At 62.4% G+C, this 16,275-nt stretch carries 18 protein-coding genes; 13 read left to right on the forward strand and 5 right to left on the reverse strand.

Annotation, left to right across the window (positions count from 1 at the left end; genetic code table 11):
* Positions 1-149: 149 nt before the first annotated feature.
* The 13 genes from ACV4UY_RS06410 to ACV4UY_RS06470 all read left to right on the forward strand — a co-directional run bounded on the left by ACV4UY_RS06410 (position 150) and on the right by ACV4UY_RS06470 (position 11,053).
* Complete coding sequence (locus tag ACV4UY_RS06410; protein WP_491606787.1) at positions 150-974, forward strand: formylglycine-generating enzyme family protein; 825 nt, start codon at positions 150-152, stop codon at positions 972-974.
* Between the two features lie 3 nt (positions 975-977).
* Entirely contained in the window at positions 978-1,349 is a 372-nt protein-coding gene (locus tag ACV4UY_RS06415; RefSeq protein WP_491606788.1) for a c-type cytochrome, read from the forward strand.
* A gap of 20 nt (positions 1,350-1,369) precedes the next feature.
* Positions 1,370-2,539, forward strand: a complete 1,170-nt coding sequence (locus ACV4UY_RS06420) for a cytochrome D1 domain-containing protein (RefSeq protein ID WP_491606853.1) — start codon at positions 1,370-1,372, stop codon at positions 2,537-2,539.
* 29 nt (positions 2,540-2,568) lie between these two features.
* Positions 2,569-3,042, forward strand: coding sequence for an AsnC family transcriptional regulator (locus ACV4UY_RS06425; protein ID WP_491606789.1), 474 nt, complete (start codon positions 2,569-2,571; stop codon positions 3,040-3,042).
* Positions 3,043-3,045: 3 nt separating this feature from the next.
* A complete protein-coding gene (gene ahbB, locus ACV4UY_RS06430; RefSeq protein WP_491606790.1) occupies positions 3,046-3,519 on the forward strand; it encodes a siroheme decarboxylase subunit beta in 474 nt (157 codons plus the stop codon).
* Positions 3,520-3,555: 36 nt separating this feature from the next.
* Positions 3,556-4,572 (forward strand): siroheme decarboxylase subunit beta, encoded by a 1,017-nt coding sequence (ahbB, locus tag ACV4UY_RS06435; RefSeq protein WP_491606791.1) that lies wholly within the window; start codon positions 3,556-3,558, stop codon positions 4,570-4,572.
* Complete coding sequence (gene nirJ / locus ACV4UY_RS06440; RefSeq protein WP_491606792.1) at positions 4,560-5,705, forward strand: heme d1 biosynthesis radical SAM protein NirJ; 1,146 nt, start codon at positions 4,560-4,562, stop codon at positions 5,703-5,705. The genes ahbB (ACV4UY_RS06435) and nirJ overlap by 13 nt, the downstream gene beginning before the upstream one ends.
* Before the next feature lie 47 nt (positions 5,706-5,752).
* The gene (locus tag ACV4UY_RS06445) at positions 5,753-7,237 is read left to right on the forward strand and encodes a cytochrome D1 domain-containing protein (protein WP_491606793.1); all 1,485 of its coding nucleotides are present in this window, start codon (positions 5,753-5,755) and stop codon (positions 7,235-7,237) included.
* Between the two features lies 1 nt (position 7,238).
* A complete protein-coding gene (gene cobA, locus ACV4UY_RS06450) occupies positions 7,239-8,057 on the forward strand; it encodes a uroporphyrinogen-III C-methyltransferase (protein ID WP_491606794.1) in 819 nt (272 codons plus the stop codon).
* A 16-nt stretch (positions 8,058-8,073) separates the two neighbouring features.
* Complete coding sequence (locus tag ACV4UY_RS06455; protein ID WP_491606795.1) at positions 8,074-8,643, forward strand: pentapeptide repeat-containing protein; 570 nt, start codon at positions 8,074-8,076, stop codon at positions 8,641-8,643.
* Positions 8,644-8,687: 44 nt separating this feature from the next.
* The gene (locus ACV4UY_RS06460; protein ID WP_491606796.1) at positions 8,688-9,248 is read left to right on the forward strand and encodes a pentapeptide repeat-containing protein; all 561 of its coding nucleotides are present in this window, start codon (positions 8,688-8,690) and stop codon (positions 9,246-9,248) included.
* A gap of 321 nt (positions 9,249-9,569) precedes the next feature.
* Positions 9,570-10,619, forward strand: coding sequence for a COX15/CtaA family protein (locus ACV4UY_RS06465; RefSeq protein WP_491606797.1), 1,050 nt, complete (start codon positions 9,570-9,572; stop codon positions 10,617-10,619).
* On the forward strand, positions 10,610-11,053 hold the full coding sequence (locus tag ACV4UY_RS06470) for a DUF420 domain-containing protein (RefSeq protein WP_491606798.1): 444 nt from the start codon (positions 10,610-10,612) through the stop codon (positions 11,051-11,053). Before ACV4UY_RS06465 ends, ACV4UY_RS06470 begins: the two co-directional genes overlap by 10 nt.
* A 454-nt stretch (positions 11,054-11,507) precedes the next feature.
* On the opposite strand, the gene ACV4UY_RS06475 is transcribed toward ACV4UY_RS06470, so the two are convergent.
* The 5 genes from ACV4UY_RS06475 to fba form a co-directional block, all read right to left on the reverse strand.
* Entirely contained in the window at positions 11,508-12,080 is a 573-nt protein-coding gene (locus ACV4UY_RS06475) for a DNA-3-methyladenine glycosylase I (RefSeq protein WP_491606799.1), read from the reverse strand.
* A 70-nt stretch (positions 12,081-12,150) separates the two neighbouring features.
* Entirely contained in the window at positions 12,151-12,597 is a 447-nt protein-coding gene (locus ACV4UY_RS06480; protein WP_491606800.1) for a cyclic nucleotide-binding domain-containing protein, read from the reverse strand.
* 33 nt (positions 12,598-12,630) lie between these two features.
* Positions 12,631-13,560: a formylglycine-generating enzyme family protein gene (locus ACV4UY_RS06485; RefSeq protein ID WP_491606801.1), complete on the reverse strand. Its 930-nt coding sequence runs from the start codon at positions 13,558-13,560 to the stop codon at positions 12,631-12,633.
* Positions 13,557-15,131 carry a caspase family protein gene (locus ACV4UY_RS06490; protein WP_491606802.1) on the reverse strand — a complete coding sequence of 525 codons (1,575 nt, stop codon included), beginning with the start codon at positions 15,129-15,131 and terminating at the stop codon, positions 13,557-13,559. Before ACV4UY_RS06490 ends, ACV4UY_RS06485 begins: the two co-directional genes overlap by 4 nt.
* 5 nt (positions 15,132-15,136) lie before the next feature.
* The gene (fba, locus tag ACV4UY_RS06495; protein WP_491606803.1) at positions 15,137-16,204 is read right to left on the reverse strand and encodes a class II fructose-bisphosphate aldolase; all 1,068 of its coding nucleotides are present in this window, start codon (positions 16,202-16,204) and stop codon (positions 15,137-15,139) included.
* Between the last annotated feature and the right edge of the window lie 71 nt (positions 16,205-16,275).

Below are 16,275 nucleotides of genomic sequence, written 5' to 3' on the forward strand. Positions count from 1 at the left end.
TCAAGTCAAAAGCAACGTCCCAAGGGCTTTGCCCTTGGATCCCACCAGGGGGATAATTCCCCTGGTCCCTTGATCATGGAACGACGCATCCCGTGATGGGTGCGGTTTAACATGGAGTTGTCATGCGGATGCGGTTCGGATGGGCGAGGATGGCATGGGTCGCGGCGCTCGCGTGCGGCTGGGTCGAGGTGGCCGAAGCGCGGGATGAGCCTCAACCCGCATGGCGCGAGCCGCGCACGGACCTGCCCTTTGTCCATATCCCCGCCGGTTGCTTCGAGATGGGCTCCGCCGAGCCGGTGCTGGGCGCGGCGCCGATCCATCGCGTCTGTCTGCATGGCTTCTGGATGGGGCGTCACGAGGTGACCAACGGGGCGTATGCCGCCTGTGTCGCCGATCGGGCCTGTCAACCCCCGGAACGGCGCGACTCCGGGATCAACGAACACTTTCGTACCGGAAACGAGGACCATTACGAGCGGTTCGGCACGGCGCTGGATGCCCCGGATTATCCGGTGGTGGGGGTGTCGCTGGTCGATGCCAAGGCTTTTGCCGTCTGGTTGAGCGCCCGGGGGGAACATCATTACCGTCTGCCCACCGAGGCGGAGTGGGAGTATGCCTGTCGGGCCGGCGCGGGGGATCAACCGGTTGGCGAAGCGGAGAGTCTGGATGGGGTGGGATGGTTCCGCCACAACAGCGACGGTCGTCCCCATGCGGTGGGCGGGAAGCAGGCCAACGGCTTCGGTCTGCACGACATGCGCGGCAATGTCTGGGAATGGGTGCTGGATCACTTCGATCGAGGCGCCTATGCGCACCATGCCGACCATTCGCCGCTCTTCGTGAAGGAGGATCTGTTCCACGTCACGCGCGGTGGATCGTGGTCGAGCGCGCCGGTCTATCTCCATTGCGCCTTTCGTGGCGTGGGCGAGGAGCGTGACCGGGACGACAATCTCGGGTTCAGGCTGGTGCGGGAGGAGTGAGCCATGGGATGGGCCGTTGAATGGTTGGACCGGGCGCGTGATCGAGGATGGGCGTGGCGCGGTTTGTTTGTGTTGGGAGGGATGGTGGTGGTTTCCGTCGGCTGGGCGGGGGATGGGGCCATCCATCCGGCGCGTCAGAAGGAGCTGTTTCATCTGTTGCGCCAGGATTGCGGCTCCTGCCACGGCATGACCCTGAAAGGGGGTCTGGGGCCGGCGCTTTTGCCTGGGAATCTGGCCGGCAAGCCGGCGGATCTGTTGGAGGATATCGTCTATCACGGTCTGCCCGAGCGGGCCATGCCGCCCTGGGAAGGGCAGTTGACCCGCCAGGAGATCCGCTGGCTGGTGGAACGTTTGCGAAAAGGAGAGGTGCCATGAGAGGATTCTGGTCACGCGCGATGCATCGTCCCTGGCTGATGGTCGCCTGTCTGGCCCTGCCTTTGGCACAGGGCTGCGCCCCGGTTCGCGGCGTCGGTGACATGGGGGTCGTCATCGAACGGGCCTCCGGGAGCGTGGAGGTGGTCGAAACGACGGGTCAAACCGTTCTCTCCCGTGTCGAGGGGTTGGGGGACCTCTCCCACGCCTCGCTGGTCTACTCCCGGGATGGACGGTTCGGGTTCGTTTTCGGTCGCGATGGCGGGTTGAGCAAGGTTGATCTTCTGACCGGCCAGCTGGTCGGACGGGTGATGCAGTCCGGCAACAGCATCGGTGGCGCCATCTCCCAGGATGGCAAACTGGTGGCGGTGGCCAACTATCAGCCCGGCGGGGTGCGGGTTTTCGATGCCGAAACCCTGCGACAGGTGGCCGATATCCCGGCCATCGGCGCGGATGGCCGTTCCTCGAAGGTGGTGGGACTCGAGGACTCCACCGACGGTCGTTTCGTGTTCTCGCTGTTCGATTCCGACGAGATCTGGGTGGCGGATCTGAAAGTGCCGGCCAAACCGGTGGTCACCAAATTCACCAGGATCGGCAGCAAGCCGTATGATGCCCTGATCTCCCCGGATGGACGCCACTACATCGCCGGTCTGTTCGGCGAGGATGGTTTCGCGCTGTTGGATCTGTGGAATCCGGAGGCCGGGGTCAAGCGGGTCCTGCCCGACTATGGACGCGGCGAGAAGCGTACCGCGGTCTACAAGATGCCGCACCTGGAAGGGTGGGGCATGACCGAGGATCTGGTGTTCCTGCCGGCCATGGGACGGCATGAGGTGTTGATCGTCGAGCGGGCCGGCTGGCGCGAGGTGGGGCGGGTGCCGGTGGTCGGACAGCCGGTCTTCGTGATGGCCCAGCCGGACGGACGGCGCATCTGGGTCAACTTCGCCCATCCGGACAACGGCCATCTCCAGGTGATCGACGTGCCGAGCCGCAAGGTGGTCAAGTCGTTGCAGCCGGGACCGGCGGTGATGCACATGGAGTTCACGCCGCGCGGCGAACATGTGTGGGTATCGGTGCGCGACGGGGATCGGGTGGAGGTGTACGATACCGCCACCTTCGAGCGGATCGCCACGCTGCCGGCCACCAAGCCGAGCGGCATCTTTTTCACCAGTCGCGCCCACAAGATCGGCTTGTGACGGCGTAGTTCGAAGGGGAGCTGGAAAGGATGCGCGCACCGCTTCATGAAGACGACCGGCAGCCGTTGGATCATCGGCTGCTCAACGATTTCCAGCACGATTTTCCCCTGGATCCGCGCCCCTTTCGGGTGATCGCCGAGCGGTTGGGGATTGCGGAGTCCGAGGTGTTGGAACGGCTCAATCGGTTGAAGGCGAGCGGTCACATCAGCCGGGTCGGAGCGGTGTTGCGGGCCCGTCGGGTGGGGATGAGCACCCTGGCGGCCATGCGGGTGCCCTTGGAGCGGTTGGAGGAGGTGGCCGAGATCGTGAACGCCATTCCGGAGGTCAACCACAACTACGAGCGCGAGCACGCTTTCAATCTCTGGTTCGTGGTGACGGCCCGGAGCGCGGCGCGGTTGGCCGAGGTGATCGCCGCCATCGAGGGGCAAACCGGTCTTTCGGTCTGTTCCATGCCGATGGAAGAGGATTTTCATATCGATCTGGGCTTTCAGATTCACGGGTGAGGCATGCTCGACGAACGGGAACAGCGGTTGGTGGCGGGATTCCAGAACGGCTTCCCTCTGGTGGAGCGTCCTTTCGAGGCGATCGGGCGGGCGATCGGTCTTGATGAGGCGGATGTTCTGGATGGCTTGCAAACGCTTAAAGAAAAGGAGATCATCAAGCGCATCGGGGTGGTGGTGCATCATCACGAGCTGGGCTATCGCGCCAATGCCATGGTGGTCTGGGATGTTCCCGACGAGCGTACCCGCGAGATCGGGGAGCGGATCCGGGCCTCGGGACTGGTGTCGCTCTGTTATTTGCGACGTCGTTGTCCGCCGCATTGGCCGTACAATCTCTATTGCATGATCCACGGTCGCGATCGCGAGGAGACCGCGCAACGGGCCGATTTGATCACCCAGGGTTGTGACATGCAATCCTATGCCAGGGAGATTTTGTTCAGTCGTCGTCGATTCAAGCAGTGCGGCGCCCGATATTTCTGATCGAATCTCCTCGAGCACCTTTTTAGGGGGGTGGGCATGCCGATGGATCCGCGCGCGATACGCATCATCAATGGTCTCCAGAGCGGTTTTCCGCTGGTCGAACGCCCCTACGCCATGGCGGCGGAATCCCTGGGGGTGTCGGAAGATGGCTTGATCGAGGGGATTTCCGAACTTGCCGCCACTGGCCTGATCACCCGGTTTGGTCCGTTTTTTCACGCCGAAAGGCTGGGAGGTGGATTGACCCTCGCGGCCTTGCGGGTTCCGGCCTCGGATTTCGACTGGGTGACCGAAGTCGTCAACGCCCAACCCGAGGTGGCGCACAACTATGCCCGCGAACACCCCTTCAACATGTGGTTCGTGGTCGCCACGGAAAAGAGGGACGAGATCGCCGGGGTGTTGGAACGCATCCAGACGCTGACCAGTCTGGAGGTGTTCAACCTGCCCAAGCTCGAGGAGTACCGGCTGGGTTTCCAGGTGCAACTGGATGAGCATGGCGGCATCGACACCACCCCGCTGTTCGATGAACCGGTGGAAGAGGAGTCGCCATGCACCCCGGATGAACTCGACCGAGCCCTGATCGCCGCCACCCAGGCCGGTTTGTCGCTGGTGTCCGAGCCCTACCATCAGGTGGCCGGGCAGTGTGGCGTGACGGTGGAGACGGTGATCGAACGGTTCCAGGCGATGCAGAGGCGTGGGTGGATCCGGCGCATCGGACTGGCCTGCAACCACCACCGCCTGGGATTGAAAGGCAATGGCATGTCGGTGTGGGATGTGCCGGACGACAAACTCTGCCTGGTCGGCAACACCTTGAGCGAACTGGATTTCGTCACCCATTGCTATGCCCGTCCGCGTCACCCCCCGGCGTGGCCTTACAATCTGTTCGTCATGGTGCACGGACCGGATCGCTCGGCGGTGATGGAGAAGATCCGCATTCTGGAGCGGATCATCGGCAAGCGGCAGAGGGGACATCTGGTTCTGCACAGCACCCGGATCCTGAAAAAAACCGGTTTACGCATCAAAGCCCCTGGAGCCGCCGACGGATGTTCCGTTTGACCCAGTTCATGCGACGTCTGCTCGCGCCCGGACAACAGCCCCGTCCCCGTTTGCCGGTCGAGGGAGGACCGGTGATCGTCTGGAATCTCCTGCGTCGCTGCAATCTCACCTGCGCCCACTGTTATGCCGCCTCGGCGGATCGTCCCTATTCCGGGGAGCTTTCGTTCGCGGAGTGCGTCCGGGTTCTGGAGGATCTGCGCGCCAACGGCGTCTCGGCATTGATTCTCTCCGGTGGCGAACCGCTGCTGCGCCCGGATCTTTTCGAGATCGCGGCGAGGGCCAAGGGGTTGGGATTCTATCTCGGCTTGTCCAGCAACGGCACCCTGATGGACCCCGCGATGGCCAAACGGATCGCCGGAGCCGGATTCGATTATGTTGGGGTGAGCCTGGATGGACTCGAGGCCAATCACGATCGCATGCGCGGCATGGTGGGGGCTTTTCGGCGTTCGGTGGACGGGATCGGTCACTGTCGCGCCGAGGGGGTGAAGGCCGGGATCCGTTTCACCCCGACCCGCGACAACATCGACGATCTGCCGGGGCTGTTCGAGCTGATGCGCGCCGAGGGGACGGATCGCTTCTATCTCTCCCACTGGAACCACGCCGGACGCGGCAAGGTCAACCGGGAGGAGAATGCCGAGTTGCGCGCCACCCGTGACCTGATGGCCCGGCTGTTCGACATGACCCATGCGGATGTGCGTTCGGGCGCGGCGCGGGAGATCGTCACCGGCAACAACGACGCGGACGGGGTGTTCTTTCTTTTTTGGGTGCGGGAGAATCGGCCCGATCTGGCGGAACGGGCCGAGGCGATGTTGACCCGCTGGGGCGGGAACGCCTCGGGAGTCGGCATCGCCAACATCGACGAGTTGGGCGAGGTCCATCCGGACATCTTCTGGCGCCACCACACCCTCGGCAATGTGCGTGACAAGTCGTTCGGGGCGATCTGGGGCAATCCGGACGACCCCTTGCTGGCCGGTTTGCGTGCCCGTCCCAGACCCTTGAAAGGGCGCTGCGGGGCCTGTCGGTATCTGGCCATCTGCGGCGGCAACACCCGTGTGCGTGCCTGTCAGGTGAGCGGCGATCCCTGGGAGGAGGATCCGGGCTGTTATCTGACCGACGCCGAGGTTCTCCCCTGATCGCTCCCCCGCGCAAACAATCACACTCTCGCAACAAGGTTGACAGGATGAAATCGATTTTCGTGTTTCTGGCGGTTCTGCTGTTCGTGTCGCAGGCCGAGGCCAACGACCTCTACCGAGAGCATTGCGCCCAGTGCCACCATCCGGATCGTCTCGGGGCCATGGGACCGGCCCTTTTGCCGGAGAATCTCGAGCGCGTGTCCAGGAAGGAGTCCGCCGAGGTGATCGCCAACGGGCGTCCCGCCACCCAGATGCCAGGCTTTGGCGACAAGCTCTCCTCCGAGGAGATCCAGGCCTTGGTGGGGTATATCCATGGCCCGGTCACCCCGGCCCCGACCTGGAGCGATGCGGATATCCAAACCAGCCGGATCACCTGGATCGCCAACGAGAAACTGCCGAAGAAACCGGTTCACGGCGCGGATATCCTGAATCTGTTCATGGTGGTCGAGCTGGGGGATCAGCATGTGACCGTGCTCGACGGCGACCGTTTCGAGCCGATCGCCCGCTTTCCCTCCCGTTTCGCGGTGCATGGGGGCATCAAATACTCCCCGGATGGCCGCTTCGCCTACATGGCTTCCCGCGATGGCTGGATCAGCCGTTTTGATCTGTTCTCCCTGAAGATGACCCACGAAATCCGCGTGGGCATCAACACCCGTAACGTCGCGGTCTCCGGGGATGGCCGGTACGTGATGGCCGCCAACACCCTGCCGCGCAGCCTGGTGGTGCTCGACGCCCGCGATCTGTCGCTGGTCAAGACCATCCCCCTGGTCAACGCCAAGGGAGAGAGTTCCCGTCCGAGCGCGGTCTATTCGGCTCCGCCGCGCCAGTCGTTCATCGTCGCCCTGAAGGATATCACCGAGGTGTGGGAGATTCCCCTGGCCGACAAGGCCGGCAAGCCGGTCTCCGATTTCACCGTGCGTCCCATCGTTCTGGACGCGGTATTGGATGACTTTCTCTTCGATCAGGCGTATAAGCTGTTGATTGGCGCCTCGCGCAAGGGGCCGACCGGGCAGGTGGTGGATCTGGATGCCGCCAGAAAGCTCGCCGAGGTGGCGTTGCCCGGCATGCCGCATCTGGCCTCCGGGATTATCTGGCCCTACAAGGATACCGAGGTTCTGGCCACCCCGAATCTCAAGGAGGGTGAGGTGACCGTGGTGGATCTGAAAACCTGGCAGGTGATCAAGCGCATTCCCACCCTGGGACCGGGTTTTTTCATGCGCAGCCACGAAAACAGCCCGTATGCCTGGGTGGATGTTTTCAACGGGCGTGACAAGGATGCGGTGCATGTGATCGACAAGGCAACCCTGGAGGTGGTCAAGACGCTCCGTCCCGCGCCGGGCAAGACCTCGGCCCACGTCGAGTTCACCAAGAGCGGGGGGCATGTCCTGCTGAGCATCTGGGAGATGGATGGCGCGTTGGTGATCTACGATGCCAAGAGTCTGGAGGAGGTCAAACGCATTCCCATGAAGAAACCTTCGGGTAAATACAACGTTTCCAACAAGATCAACCGTTCCGCCGGGACCAGCCACTGACATGCCCATCGATTTGAAAAGTCCGTATCCGGAACCAGGGATGGTGCTTCTGGTCGGGGCTGGTCCCGGTGATCCCGATCTGTTGACCGTCGCCGCCTTGAAGGCGCTCCACAACGCCGACGCGGTGGTCCACGACGCCCTGGTCTCCCCGGAGATCATGGCCTTGATCCCGGATGGCTGCGAGAAGATCCATGCCGGCAAACGCGGCGGTTCGCCGTCGTCGAGCCAGAAGGACATCACCGAAACCCTGGTGCGTCTGGCCAAGGCGGGACGGCGGGTGGTGCGGCTCAAGGGCGGGGATCCCTTCGTTTTCGGACGTGGCGGCGAAGAGGCGGAACGTCTGGCCGAGGAGGGGATCCCGTTTCGGGTCGTGCCGGGTCTCACCTCCGGCATCGCGGGTCCGGCCTACGCCGGCATCCCGATCACCCATCGGGATGTCAATGCCAATGTCGCCTTCCTGACCGGTCACGAATCCGCGGAAAATCCCTCCTTCATGGAGGGTTCCCCCTCGTCGCGCATCCATTGGGAATCGGTGGCCCAGGCCTTCCCGGTTCTGGTGCTTTACATGGCCATGCAGAATCTTTCGGTGGTGGTGGAGCGGTTGGTGGTGGCTGGGCGTTCCACCGACACCCCGGTGGCGGTGATCCGCTGGGCCACCACCCCGGAACAACAAACCCTGGTGACCACGCTGGGAAGATTGGAGATGGACGTGGCGTTGCTGGACCTGCAACCGCCGGCGGTGATCGTGATCGGCGACGTGGTGAAATATCGCCAGCAGTTGCGTTGGTTCAAGGATGAGACGCTGGTCGTGCCGTCTTGAAGGGAGGTTTGAGATCATGGTCATGGTGCGTGCGTGGATGGTGGGGGTTTTGGCGGCGTTGCTGCCGGTCGTGGCCCTGGGCAAGGGGGGTGACGAGACCCTGGTGGCCCGTCTGAAGGCGGAGAAGAAATGCCAGAAGTGCGATCTTCAAGCCACCAACTGGGAGGGGGTGGATCTCTCCGGGGCCGAGGTGAGCGGAGCCTTTTTCCTGCGCGGCAAGATGCGCGGGGTGAAGCTGGTCGAGGCCAAGCTGGTCTGGTCGAGCCTGGAGATGACCGACCTGACCGAAGCGGATCTGAGTCGCGCCGATTTGACCGGCGCCGATCTGCGCGGGGCGGATCTGAGTCGCGCCAAACTGGTGAAATCCTATCTCTACGGGGCCAACATGACGGGCGCCAAAGCCGAAGGGGCGGATTTGACCGATGCCTTCATGAAGGGGGTCAATCTGATGGGCGCGGATTTGCGCGGGGCCAATCTCAAGGGGGGGAATCTGGAGCGCGCGGTGTTGACCGATACCCTGCTGGATGGGGCCATCTGGACCGATGGTCGCGTGTGCGCGGCCCAATCCAGGGGGGCGTGCCGATGAGGCGGGGAGTCGTTTTTGGGGGCTGGCCGTGGGTTGGGGTGTGGATGTTGTCGGTAGGGGTCGCCGTCGCCTGGTCCGGGGAGGGGGTGGTCGCGTTGCGCGAGGAGGTGCTCAAAAGTCGTCGCTGCGTGAAGTGCGATCTGACCGGGGTGGATCTGTCCGGTGCGGCTTTGAAATCGGCGATGTTGCAGGGCACGACGTTCGATCAGGCCAATCTGCGTGGGGCGGATCTGACCGAGGCGCGGTTGTTCAAGGCGCGCATGCGCCGCGCGGATGCCGCGGGGGTCAAGATGGAACACGCCCAGTTGCGCATGGCCGATCTGGGCGGGATCATCCTGCGCGATGGGGATTTGAAACGGGCCAATTTCGAGCAGGCCAATCTGGAAGGGGCCGATCTGCGGGGCGCCGATCTGCGCAAGGCGACCTTCGAGGGGGCCTTCATGAAAGGGGTGCGATTGACTGGCGCGGATTTGCGCGATACCGTATTCTTCGGTGCCAATCTCACCGATGTGGATTGGAGCGGTGCGCAATTGAGCGGGGCCTATTGGTTCAGCGGCCAGCGGTGTCGCGAGGGTTCGGTGGGGCGGTGTGATCTGGGTGAGTGAGGTGGGGGGCGGAAGGTGCGTTCCAGTCATCACGGGGGACGGGGGGCGGTTACCGCCCCCGGCGGAGGTTCGGAGGCAGAGCCTCCGAGGTCTTGATCTTGTTTTTTGACTTTGTTTTTGATCTTGTTCTTTGACTTCTGCTTTTGCCTTTGGCGCGCTCTACAAAACAGCGTTTTTTCGCGCCTTTTGCGAAAAAAACGCTGCGCGCAGCCTTGGCTGCGGGATCGTTTTGCGATTTGGGCAAAACGATCCCGCGAACATGGCCCGGAATGGGTCGCTTGCAGGATCTTCGATCGTTTGTGATGCAAGGAGAAACACAGCATGACGCGTCAGGACCGACGTCAGGTCGGGATATGGTTGTTCATCTGTTGCGCGCTGGTTTATGCCATGCTGGCGCTGGGAGGAATCACCCGTCTGACCGGTTCGGGTCTGTCGATGGTGGAGTGGCAACCGCTGATCGGCGTGCTTCCCCCGATGGATCAGGCCGCCTGGCAGGAGTTGTTCGCCAAATATCAGCTCACCCCGGAGTTCCGTCATGTCAACCACGACATGGATCTTGAAGGGTTCAAGGGGATCTTCTGGCTGGAGTATTTTCACCGTTTGCTGGGACGCTCGGTGGGCGTGGTCTTCTTTGTCCCCTTCGCCTGGTTTTATCTGAAACGAAAACTGGATCGCCCGACGCTGATCCGGTTGGGGGCGATTTTCTTCGTGGGCAGCATGCAAGGGGTAATGGGCTGGTTGATGGTCAAAAGCGGCCTGATCAACGATCCCCACGTCAGCCCGTATCGCCTGACCGCCCATTTGGCCCTGGCCTTCATCGTCTACGGCTGGATGTTCTGGACCGCGCTGGAGTTGGTCGTCGGGGTCGAGGGGTTGCCGACCGGACGTCCGCCGGGGTGGCTCAAGAGTTTCTCGTGGGTGGTGTTGATGCTGATCTCGATCACCGTGATCAGCGGCGGCTTCGTGGCCGGGGCCAAGGCTGGGTATGGGTACAACACCTTCCCGACCATGCATGGCCAGTGGTTCCCGGACGCTTATTGGGATTTGCAACCGGCCTGGTTGAACCCGTTCGAAAACCCGGTCGCCATTCAGTGGGATCACCGGTTGCTCGCCACGATCACCTTTTTTTGGGTGCTCGCCTATGGCCTGTTGGGACGACGCGCTGGCGCGCCACGGCGAATCCATGTCATGTACCAGCACATCATGTTCGCCGTGTTGCTCCAGGTGGCGCTCGGCATCGCCACGCTGTTGCTGCATGTGCCCATCGGACTGGCCTGGGCCCATCAGGTGTGGTCGATGATGCTCTTTACCTACGCCTTGTACATCCATTACTACATGCAAACCGGTCAATCGAGGGAGTCATGGAGCTGATATCGATCCTGCCCCATTTTCATGCGGCCTTGAATTTCGCTTCGGCGATTCTGCTGTTTGCCGCCTTTCAGGCCATCCGGCGCGGCGACGCGGTGATTCATCGGCAGCGCATGGCCGGCGCCCTGATCGTGTCGGCGATCTTTCTGGTCTCCTACCTGACCTACCACGCCGCGGTCGGTAACGTGAAGTTCGCCGGAACCGGTTGGATCCGTCCGGTTTATTTCACCCTGTTGATCACCCATGTCGCCCTGGCCGCGGTCTCCTTGCCGATGATCTTCTTGACCGTGCGACGCGCCCCCTGGCGGCTTGTCACCACCACCAGCGATTCGCATCGCCGCATTGCCCGATTGACCTGGCCGGTCTGGATGTATGTGTCGATCTCCGGATTGGTGGTGTATGCGATGGCGTTCCATCTTTATCCGCCGACCCCTTGACGCAACGGCGGGGTTGGCAGGTCCGGTTGATGGGGCTTGGCAGGTCGTTTTGGTCACGCCCTCGCGGGTTGAGCCTTTGTCGCCGCGAGGGTCAAGCGACTTGGCCCGCCCAATTGCGCAGCATTCAAACCGCCCCCCATCACGGGATGCGTCATGATCAAGGGGCCAGGGGGATTATCCCCCTGGTGGGATCCAAGGGCAAAGCCCCTGGGACTGTGCTTTTGACTTGAGCGCGCTCTTCTCAAAGAAGCATTTTTCGTGTCTTTTGCGAAAAAGGCGCCGCGCGCAGCCTTCGCAGGAGTCGTTTCCGCTTTCTGGAAACGACTCCCGTATTTTGCACGCAGACTTGCGAGAAACGACGCCTCTCAAAATAGACGCGGTTTGACAAGCACGAATCGATTTTTTCGATTCGTGCAGGTTTGGTGATTCCATTCATGGAATCACCAAACAGCCTCTAAGCGAGTTGCGTATACCGGAAGCAGTCGAGGGTGTGGTCCATGACCAGGCCGGTGGCCTGCATATGGGCATGGATAATGGTCGTGCCCACGAAGTTCATGCCTCGTTTGATCAGATCCTTGGACAAGGCATCGCTTTGCGGCGTGGAGACGGGGATTTCTCGCCAGGTTTGCCAGCTGTTGATGCGCGGCCTGCCATCCACGAAGCGCCAGACATAGGCATCAAAACTCCCGAACTGCTCCTGAATGGCCAGAAAGACCCGTGCGTTGCGGATCGCGCTCTCGATTTTCAGGCGGTTGCGCACAATGGCCGGGTTGAGCCGCAACGCCTCGACCTCGGCGCTCCCGTATCGGGCCACCACCGCCGGATCAAAATCGGCGAACCCTTGCCGATACCCATTCCGCTTGCGCAGAATCGTATCCCAGCTCAACCCGGCCTGGGCTCCCTCGAGAATCAAAAACTCGAAGTGGCGCCTGTCGTCATGGACCGGCACCCCCCACTCTTCGTCGTGATAGGCCACGTAATACGGCTTGGTCAGATCGACCCATCCGCAGCGACAGGGTGGTTCCATGTGGGGCTCCCGTGACAGTCGATGTGTATCAAACCTGGTGTATGACGAGGGATAAGCGAGGCGTGGACGATCATCCCATCAATTCGGCCAGGGCCTCGTTCATCTTTTCGAGACGCTCGACGATGATGATCACCAGTTGCTGGGTGAGTTTGAGTTGAAAGGCGCATTCGAAATCGGCCAGGGCGGTGCGGTCGAGCCGGAAGACATTCACCAACCCCTCGGCGATGACGCTGGCCATGCGACGGCGTCCGCCGACCAGAAAGGCCGCCTCGCCGATGATCGAACCGGTCTCCAGATAGGCGATGATGTGCTCCGGGTGGTCATCCTTGCGCACGAAGGCCGCGCCGCTCAAGATGATGTAGAGCGCCGAGTCCTGGATATCCCCTTCCTGGATGATGGTCTGGCCATCCTTGAACAGCTCGAAGCAGTGGCCGTGATCGGCCAGGAGCCGTTTTTCCTGGTTCGTGAAGGGTTCGAAAAAGGGGATGGCCTCCATCATGTCGAGAATCGTGCTCATGTCCGCTTGCTCCTCGGATCCACCCGGATCCGGTCAGAAAGGCATGCGCTTGATGTCGGTGGAACGGGTGCCGTTTTTCTTTTCCTTGGTCTTCACGGAGGCGGCCAGTCGCAAACCCAGATCCGGACGGCGTGAGTTGTCGGATTGGAATCCCCGGTTGGCGCAACGCAGGGAGTGGGCATCATCCTGCCAGCCGCCACCACGGATGGTGAAGAATTCGGTTCCCCCGGCGCCGTTCGGAGTGGCTTTGTTGTTCGAGCCATACGTGGATTGATAGCGATCCTGGACCCACTCCCAGACATTGCCGCTCATGTCCTTGAGTCCCAGCTGGTTGGCCGGACGCAATCCCACCGGCTGGGAGGTGCCGAGGCTGTTGGGACCGAACCAGGCGTAACGGGTCGGATCGCTGCCGCCGGGAAAGATGGTACGCTGACCGCCGTTGCGACAGGCGAACTCCCACTCCGTCTCGCTGGGCAGACGGAACTGCACGTTGATGCGCGCGCGGGAGTTCAGTTGGGCGATGAACTCGTTGATCTCCTCGCGGGTGGCGTTTTCCAGCGGATAGTTTTCGCCCTTGCGAAAACGCGAAGGGTTGTTGTGCATCACACGCCGCCATTGACCTTGCGTGACTTCGGTTTCGCCGAGCCAGAACCCTTTCACGCACTCCTGATGAACCGGTCCCTCGTCCGATTCCCGCCCTTCGGCCCTGGGTGGAGAACCCATGTCGTAGCAACCGCCGGCGATCCAGAGCAGGTTCACCTCGCTCATCGGATCGCGCCAGTTTTGACCGGGTTGAATGGTCACCGCCGGTTTGGGCTGGGCGGCTTCGGTGTCGAGGGGTTCCCACTCGTTGATGAGCGAGGCCTGGGCGGTCGATAACGGCATCAGACCGGCGGAAAGCGTCAGGGTCGCGGCCAGAAACCGGATCCCGGCCAACCGGGTCAGCGCATGGGAGTGGGTCACAGTTCTCCTCCGGTGCGGGTCAAACGCATCTGGGTCGGGACCGAGAGGATCGGATCCGCGGGTGGTTTGTTCTGGGCCAGACCGACTTTCAGGTGGGCGAAGGCCTCGGAGAGATCGACCCAGCCATCCTTTTTGCCGACCGGAAAGCCGTCCCCCTCACCGAGCATCGATTTGAGCAGATGCCAGGTGAAGGCGCCCTGCTGGCCGGATCCGTGGATGGGAAGACCTTTCTTGTCCGCGGCCACGGCGGTCGATTTGCCGGCGGTCAACAGCGCGCGCGGGGCGCTGGCGTCGGACTGCCTGCCCTGCACCGCGCACTCCGGGGTGTTGTTGAAGCAGGTATCCAGGAGCACGGCCACCTCCTTGTTGGGCAGACGCCCGAGGGCGCCTTGCAGCCAGGAGAGCGAAATCGCGTGGCTGGTATCCAGGTGATCGAGCTGGCTGTTGGCCGGAAGCAGCAGGGCGTCGTTGCCGTTCGGCACACCCAGACCGGAGAAGAAGAACAACAGCGAAGCATTGGGATTGTTCTGGCCCTGACGGATCAGCCACTCCAGATCCTGACGCAGGGTATCGAGATCGGCGGCGGCGTTGATGCGCAGACGCATGTGATCGGCATCGTCGTTGAAGATGCCGCGACGGGTGATGAGTTTGTGGAAGTTGGTGGCATCGCGATCCGCGTAGTGCTTGGCACGGATGCGTTTGTAGTGGCTCACGCCGATCACCACCGCATAGGCGTCGGATCGTTTTTGCCAGGCGGCGAGGGCGGGCAGGGCGGCGATGTGGTTGTCGAGCACCGCGCTTTGGTCATCGACATCGCCGGTCTTGGCCCAGGCTTCGTGGGGCAGGGCGCGCGGGAAGGGGATTTCCGCCTCCGGATCGGTGAAGGCCACCAGGAGTTGATCCTTGGTGCGCGCGAAGGTCGCCTCGCCGGGATACTCCTTGGTCAACAGGTTGATCGACTGCCGCAACGCCTCCATCCGTTCGCCCTGGCGGAACTGACGCCACAGGGTTTCGGACACGTAACCGGCGGCCATCTCCCGCCAGGACTGGATGCGCTCCCCCTTGAGTCCGGTGCCCGGTTCTTCGTGTTCCTGGACCTGCATGCGCATGATCCAGTCGTAAGCCTCCAGATAGTTGCCGCGCCGGAACAGCGCGAACAGCTTGGTGTGGGCGAGGGAGAGGTTGCCGGGGTGCTTGGAGAACCCTTCCGAGGCCAGAAGGTGCGCCTTGTGATCGTTGCCCTCCTCGAAGTGGCTCCAGGCGAGATTGGCGATGGTTTTAACGTGGTCCGGAAACGCTTCGTGGACCTGGGTCCAGACCGTCAGGGACTGTTGTTTCTTGCCGGTCTGATGGAGCGCCAGTCCGAGATTGAAGCCGATGGCCACGTCGGTCGGGCAGGTGGTCCGCGCCTTTTCGAACGCCTGGATCGCCTCTTCGGGTTTGTGATCCAGCAGGGCGATCGCCTTGGTCTGGATTTCGCGGGCCACGGCGCACGGGTTGGACTGTACCGCCTCGGCGGGGAGGGTGGCCAATCCGATCAACAGGGTCAGAAGCGGGACGATGGGCAACAATGTCCTTAATCCTTGATGCTGGGATCCAGGCGTCCAGCCGCGTATTCGGCGGCCATGGTTTCCAGATCGATCACCCGGATCCGCGAGGCGTTGCCGGCGCATCCGAACTGTTCGAAACGCTCCTTGCAGACCCGATAGGCGGCGTCCTCGGCGGGACGCAGATATTTGCGCGGATCGAACTCGGCGGGTTTTTCGGCGAACACCTTGCGAATCGCGCCGGTCATGGCCAGGCGCAGATCGGTGTCGATGTTGATTTTGCGCACCCCGAATCGGATGCCGACCTGGATCTCTTCCACCGGCACGCCGTAGGTCTCGGGGATCGAGCCGCCGTGGGCGTTGATGATGGCCAGGAGTTCCTGGGGCACCGAGGAGGAGCCGTGCATCACCAGATGGGTGTTGGGGAGCCGGGCGTTGATCTGTTTGATGCGGTCGATGGACAGGATTTCGCCGGTGGGCTTGCGGCTGAATTTGTAGGCCCCATGCGAGGTGCCGATGGCGATGGCCAGGGCATCGACCTGGGTGGCCGCCACGAAGCGGGCGGCCTCGTCGGGATCGGTGAGCAGACGCTCCTTGCTGAGGGTTCCCTCGGCGCCGTGACCATCTTCCTCGCCGGCCTTGCCGGTCTCCAGCGAACCGAGAACGCCCAGTTCGCCCTCCACCGACACGCCGATGGCATGGGCCATCTTGACCACCTCGGCGGTGGTGGCGACGTTGTAATCGTAGGAGGCGGGGGTTTTGCCGTCTTCCTTGAGCGAACCGTCCATCATCACGCTGGTGAAGCCGGAGCGGATCGCGGCATAGCAGACCGCCGGGGATTGGCCGTGATCCTGATGCATCACCACCGGCAGGTGGGGATGGACCTCGAGGGCGGCGAGGATCTGGTGGCGCAGGAAGGCCTCGCCGGCATACTTGCGTGCCCCAGCCGAGGCCTGAAGAATGACCGGGCTGTCGGTTTCGTGGGCGGCGCGCAGAATGGCGCGTACCTGCTCCATGTTGTTGACGTTGAAGGCTGGAATCCCATAATTGTGTTCGGCGGCATGGTCGAGGAGTTGCCGCATGGAAGCCAATGGCATGAACGAATCCCCCGATGGTGTTGACGGCGTGTTGGATGACGCGTTAATTTGGTACGGTGCGTGATTTTGGA

The sequence above is a fragment of the Candidatus Magnetaquiglobus sp. genome (genome assembly GCF_058402785.1).

Bases quoted from the DNA above. Each gene is read 5' to 3' on its own strand.
- ACV4UY_RS06410 (WP_491606787.1), top strand. From the start codon at position 150: ATGGCATGGGTCGCGGCGCTCGCGTGCGGCTGGGTCGAGGTGGCCGAA.
- ACV4UY_RS06415 (WP_491606788.1), top strand. From the start codon at position 978: ATGGGATGGGCCGTTGAATGGTTGGACCGGGCGCGTGATCGAGGATGG.
- ACV4UY_RS06420 (WP_491606853.1), top strand. From the start codon at position 1,370: ATGCATCGTCCCTGGCTGATGGTCGCCTGTCTGGCCCTGCCTTTGGCA.
- ACV4UY_RS06425 (WP_491606789.1), top strand. From the start codon at position 2,569: ATGCGCGCACCGCTTCATGAAGACGACCGGCAGCCGTTGGATCATCGG.
- ahbB (WP_491606790.1), top strand. From the start codon at position 3,046: ATGCTCGACGAACGGGAACAGCGGTTGGTGGCGGGATTCCAGAACGGC.
- ahbB (WP_491606791.1), top strand. From the start codon at position 3,556: ATGCCGATGGATCCGCGCGCGATACGCATCATCAATGGTCTCCAGAGC.
- nirJ (WP_491606792.1), top strand. From the start codon at position 4,560: ATGTTCCGTTTGACCCAGTTCATGCGACGTCTGCTCGCGCCCGGACAA.
- ACV4UY_RS06445 (WP_491606793.1), top strand. From the start codon at position 5,753: ATGAAATCGATTTTCGTGTTTCTGGCGGTTCTGCTGTTCGTGTCGCAG.
- cobA (WP_491606794.1), top strand. From the start codon at position 7,239: ATGCCCATCGATTTGAAAAGTCCGTATCCGGAACCAGGGATGGTGCTT.
- ACV4UY_RS06455 (WP_491606795.1), top strand. From the start codon at position 8,074: ATGGTCATGGTGCGTGCGTGGATGGTGGGGGTTTTGGCGGCGTTGCTG.
- ACV4UY_RS06460 (WP_491606796.1), top strand. From the start codon at position 8,688: ATGTTGTCGGTAGGGGTCGCCGTCGCCTGGTCCGGGGAGGGGGTGGTC.
- ACV4UY_RS06465 (WP_491606797.1), top strand. From the start codon at position 9,570: ATGACGCGTCAGGACCGACGTCAGGTCGGGATATGGTTGTTCATCTGT.
- ACV4UY_RS06470 (WP_491606798.1), top strand. From the start codon at position 10,610: ATGGAGCTGATATCGATCCTGCCCCATTTTCATGCGGCCTTGAATTTC.
- ACV4UY_RS06475 (WP_491606799.1), bottom strand. From the start codon at position 12,080: ATGGAACCACCCTGTCGCTGCGGATGGGTCGATCTGACCAAGCCGTAT.
- ACV4UY_RS06480 (WP_491606800.1), bottom strand. From the start codon at position 12,597: ATGAGCACGATTCTCGACATGATGGAGGCCATCCCCTTTTTCGAACCC.
- fba (WP_491606803.1), bottom strand. From the start codon at position 16,204: ATGCCATTGGCTTCCATGCGGCAACTCCTCGACCATGCCGCCGAACAC.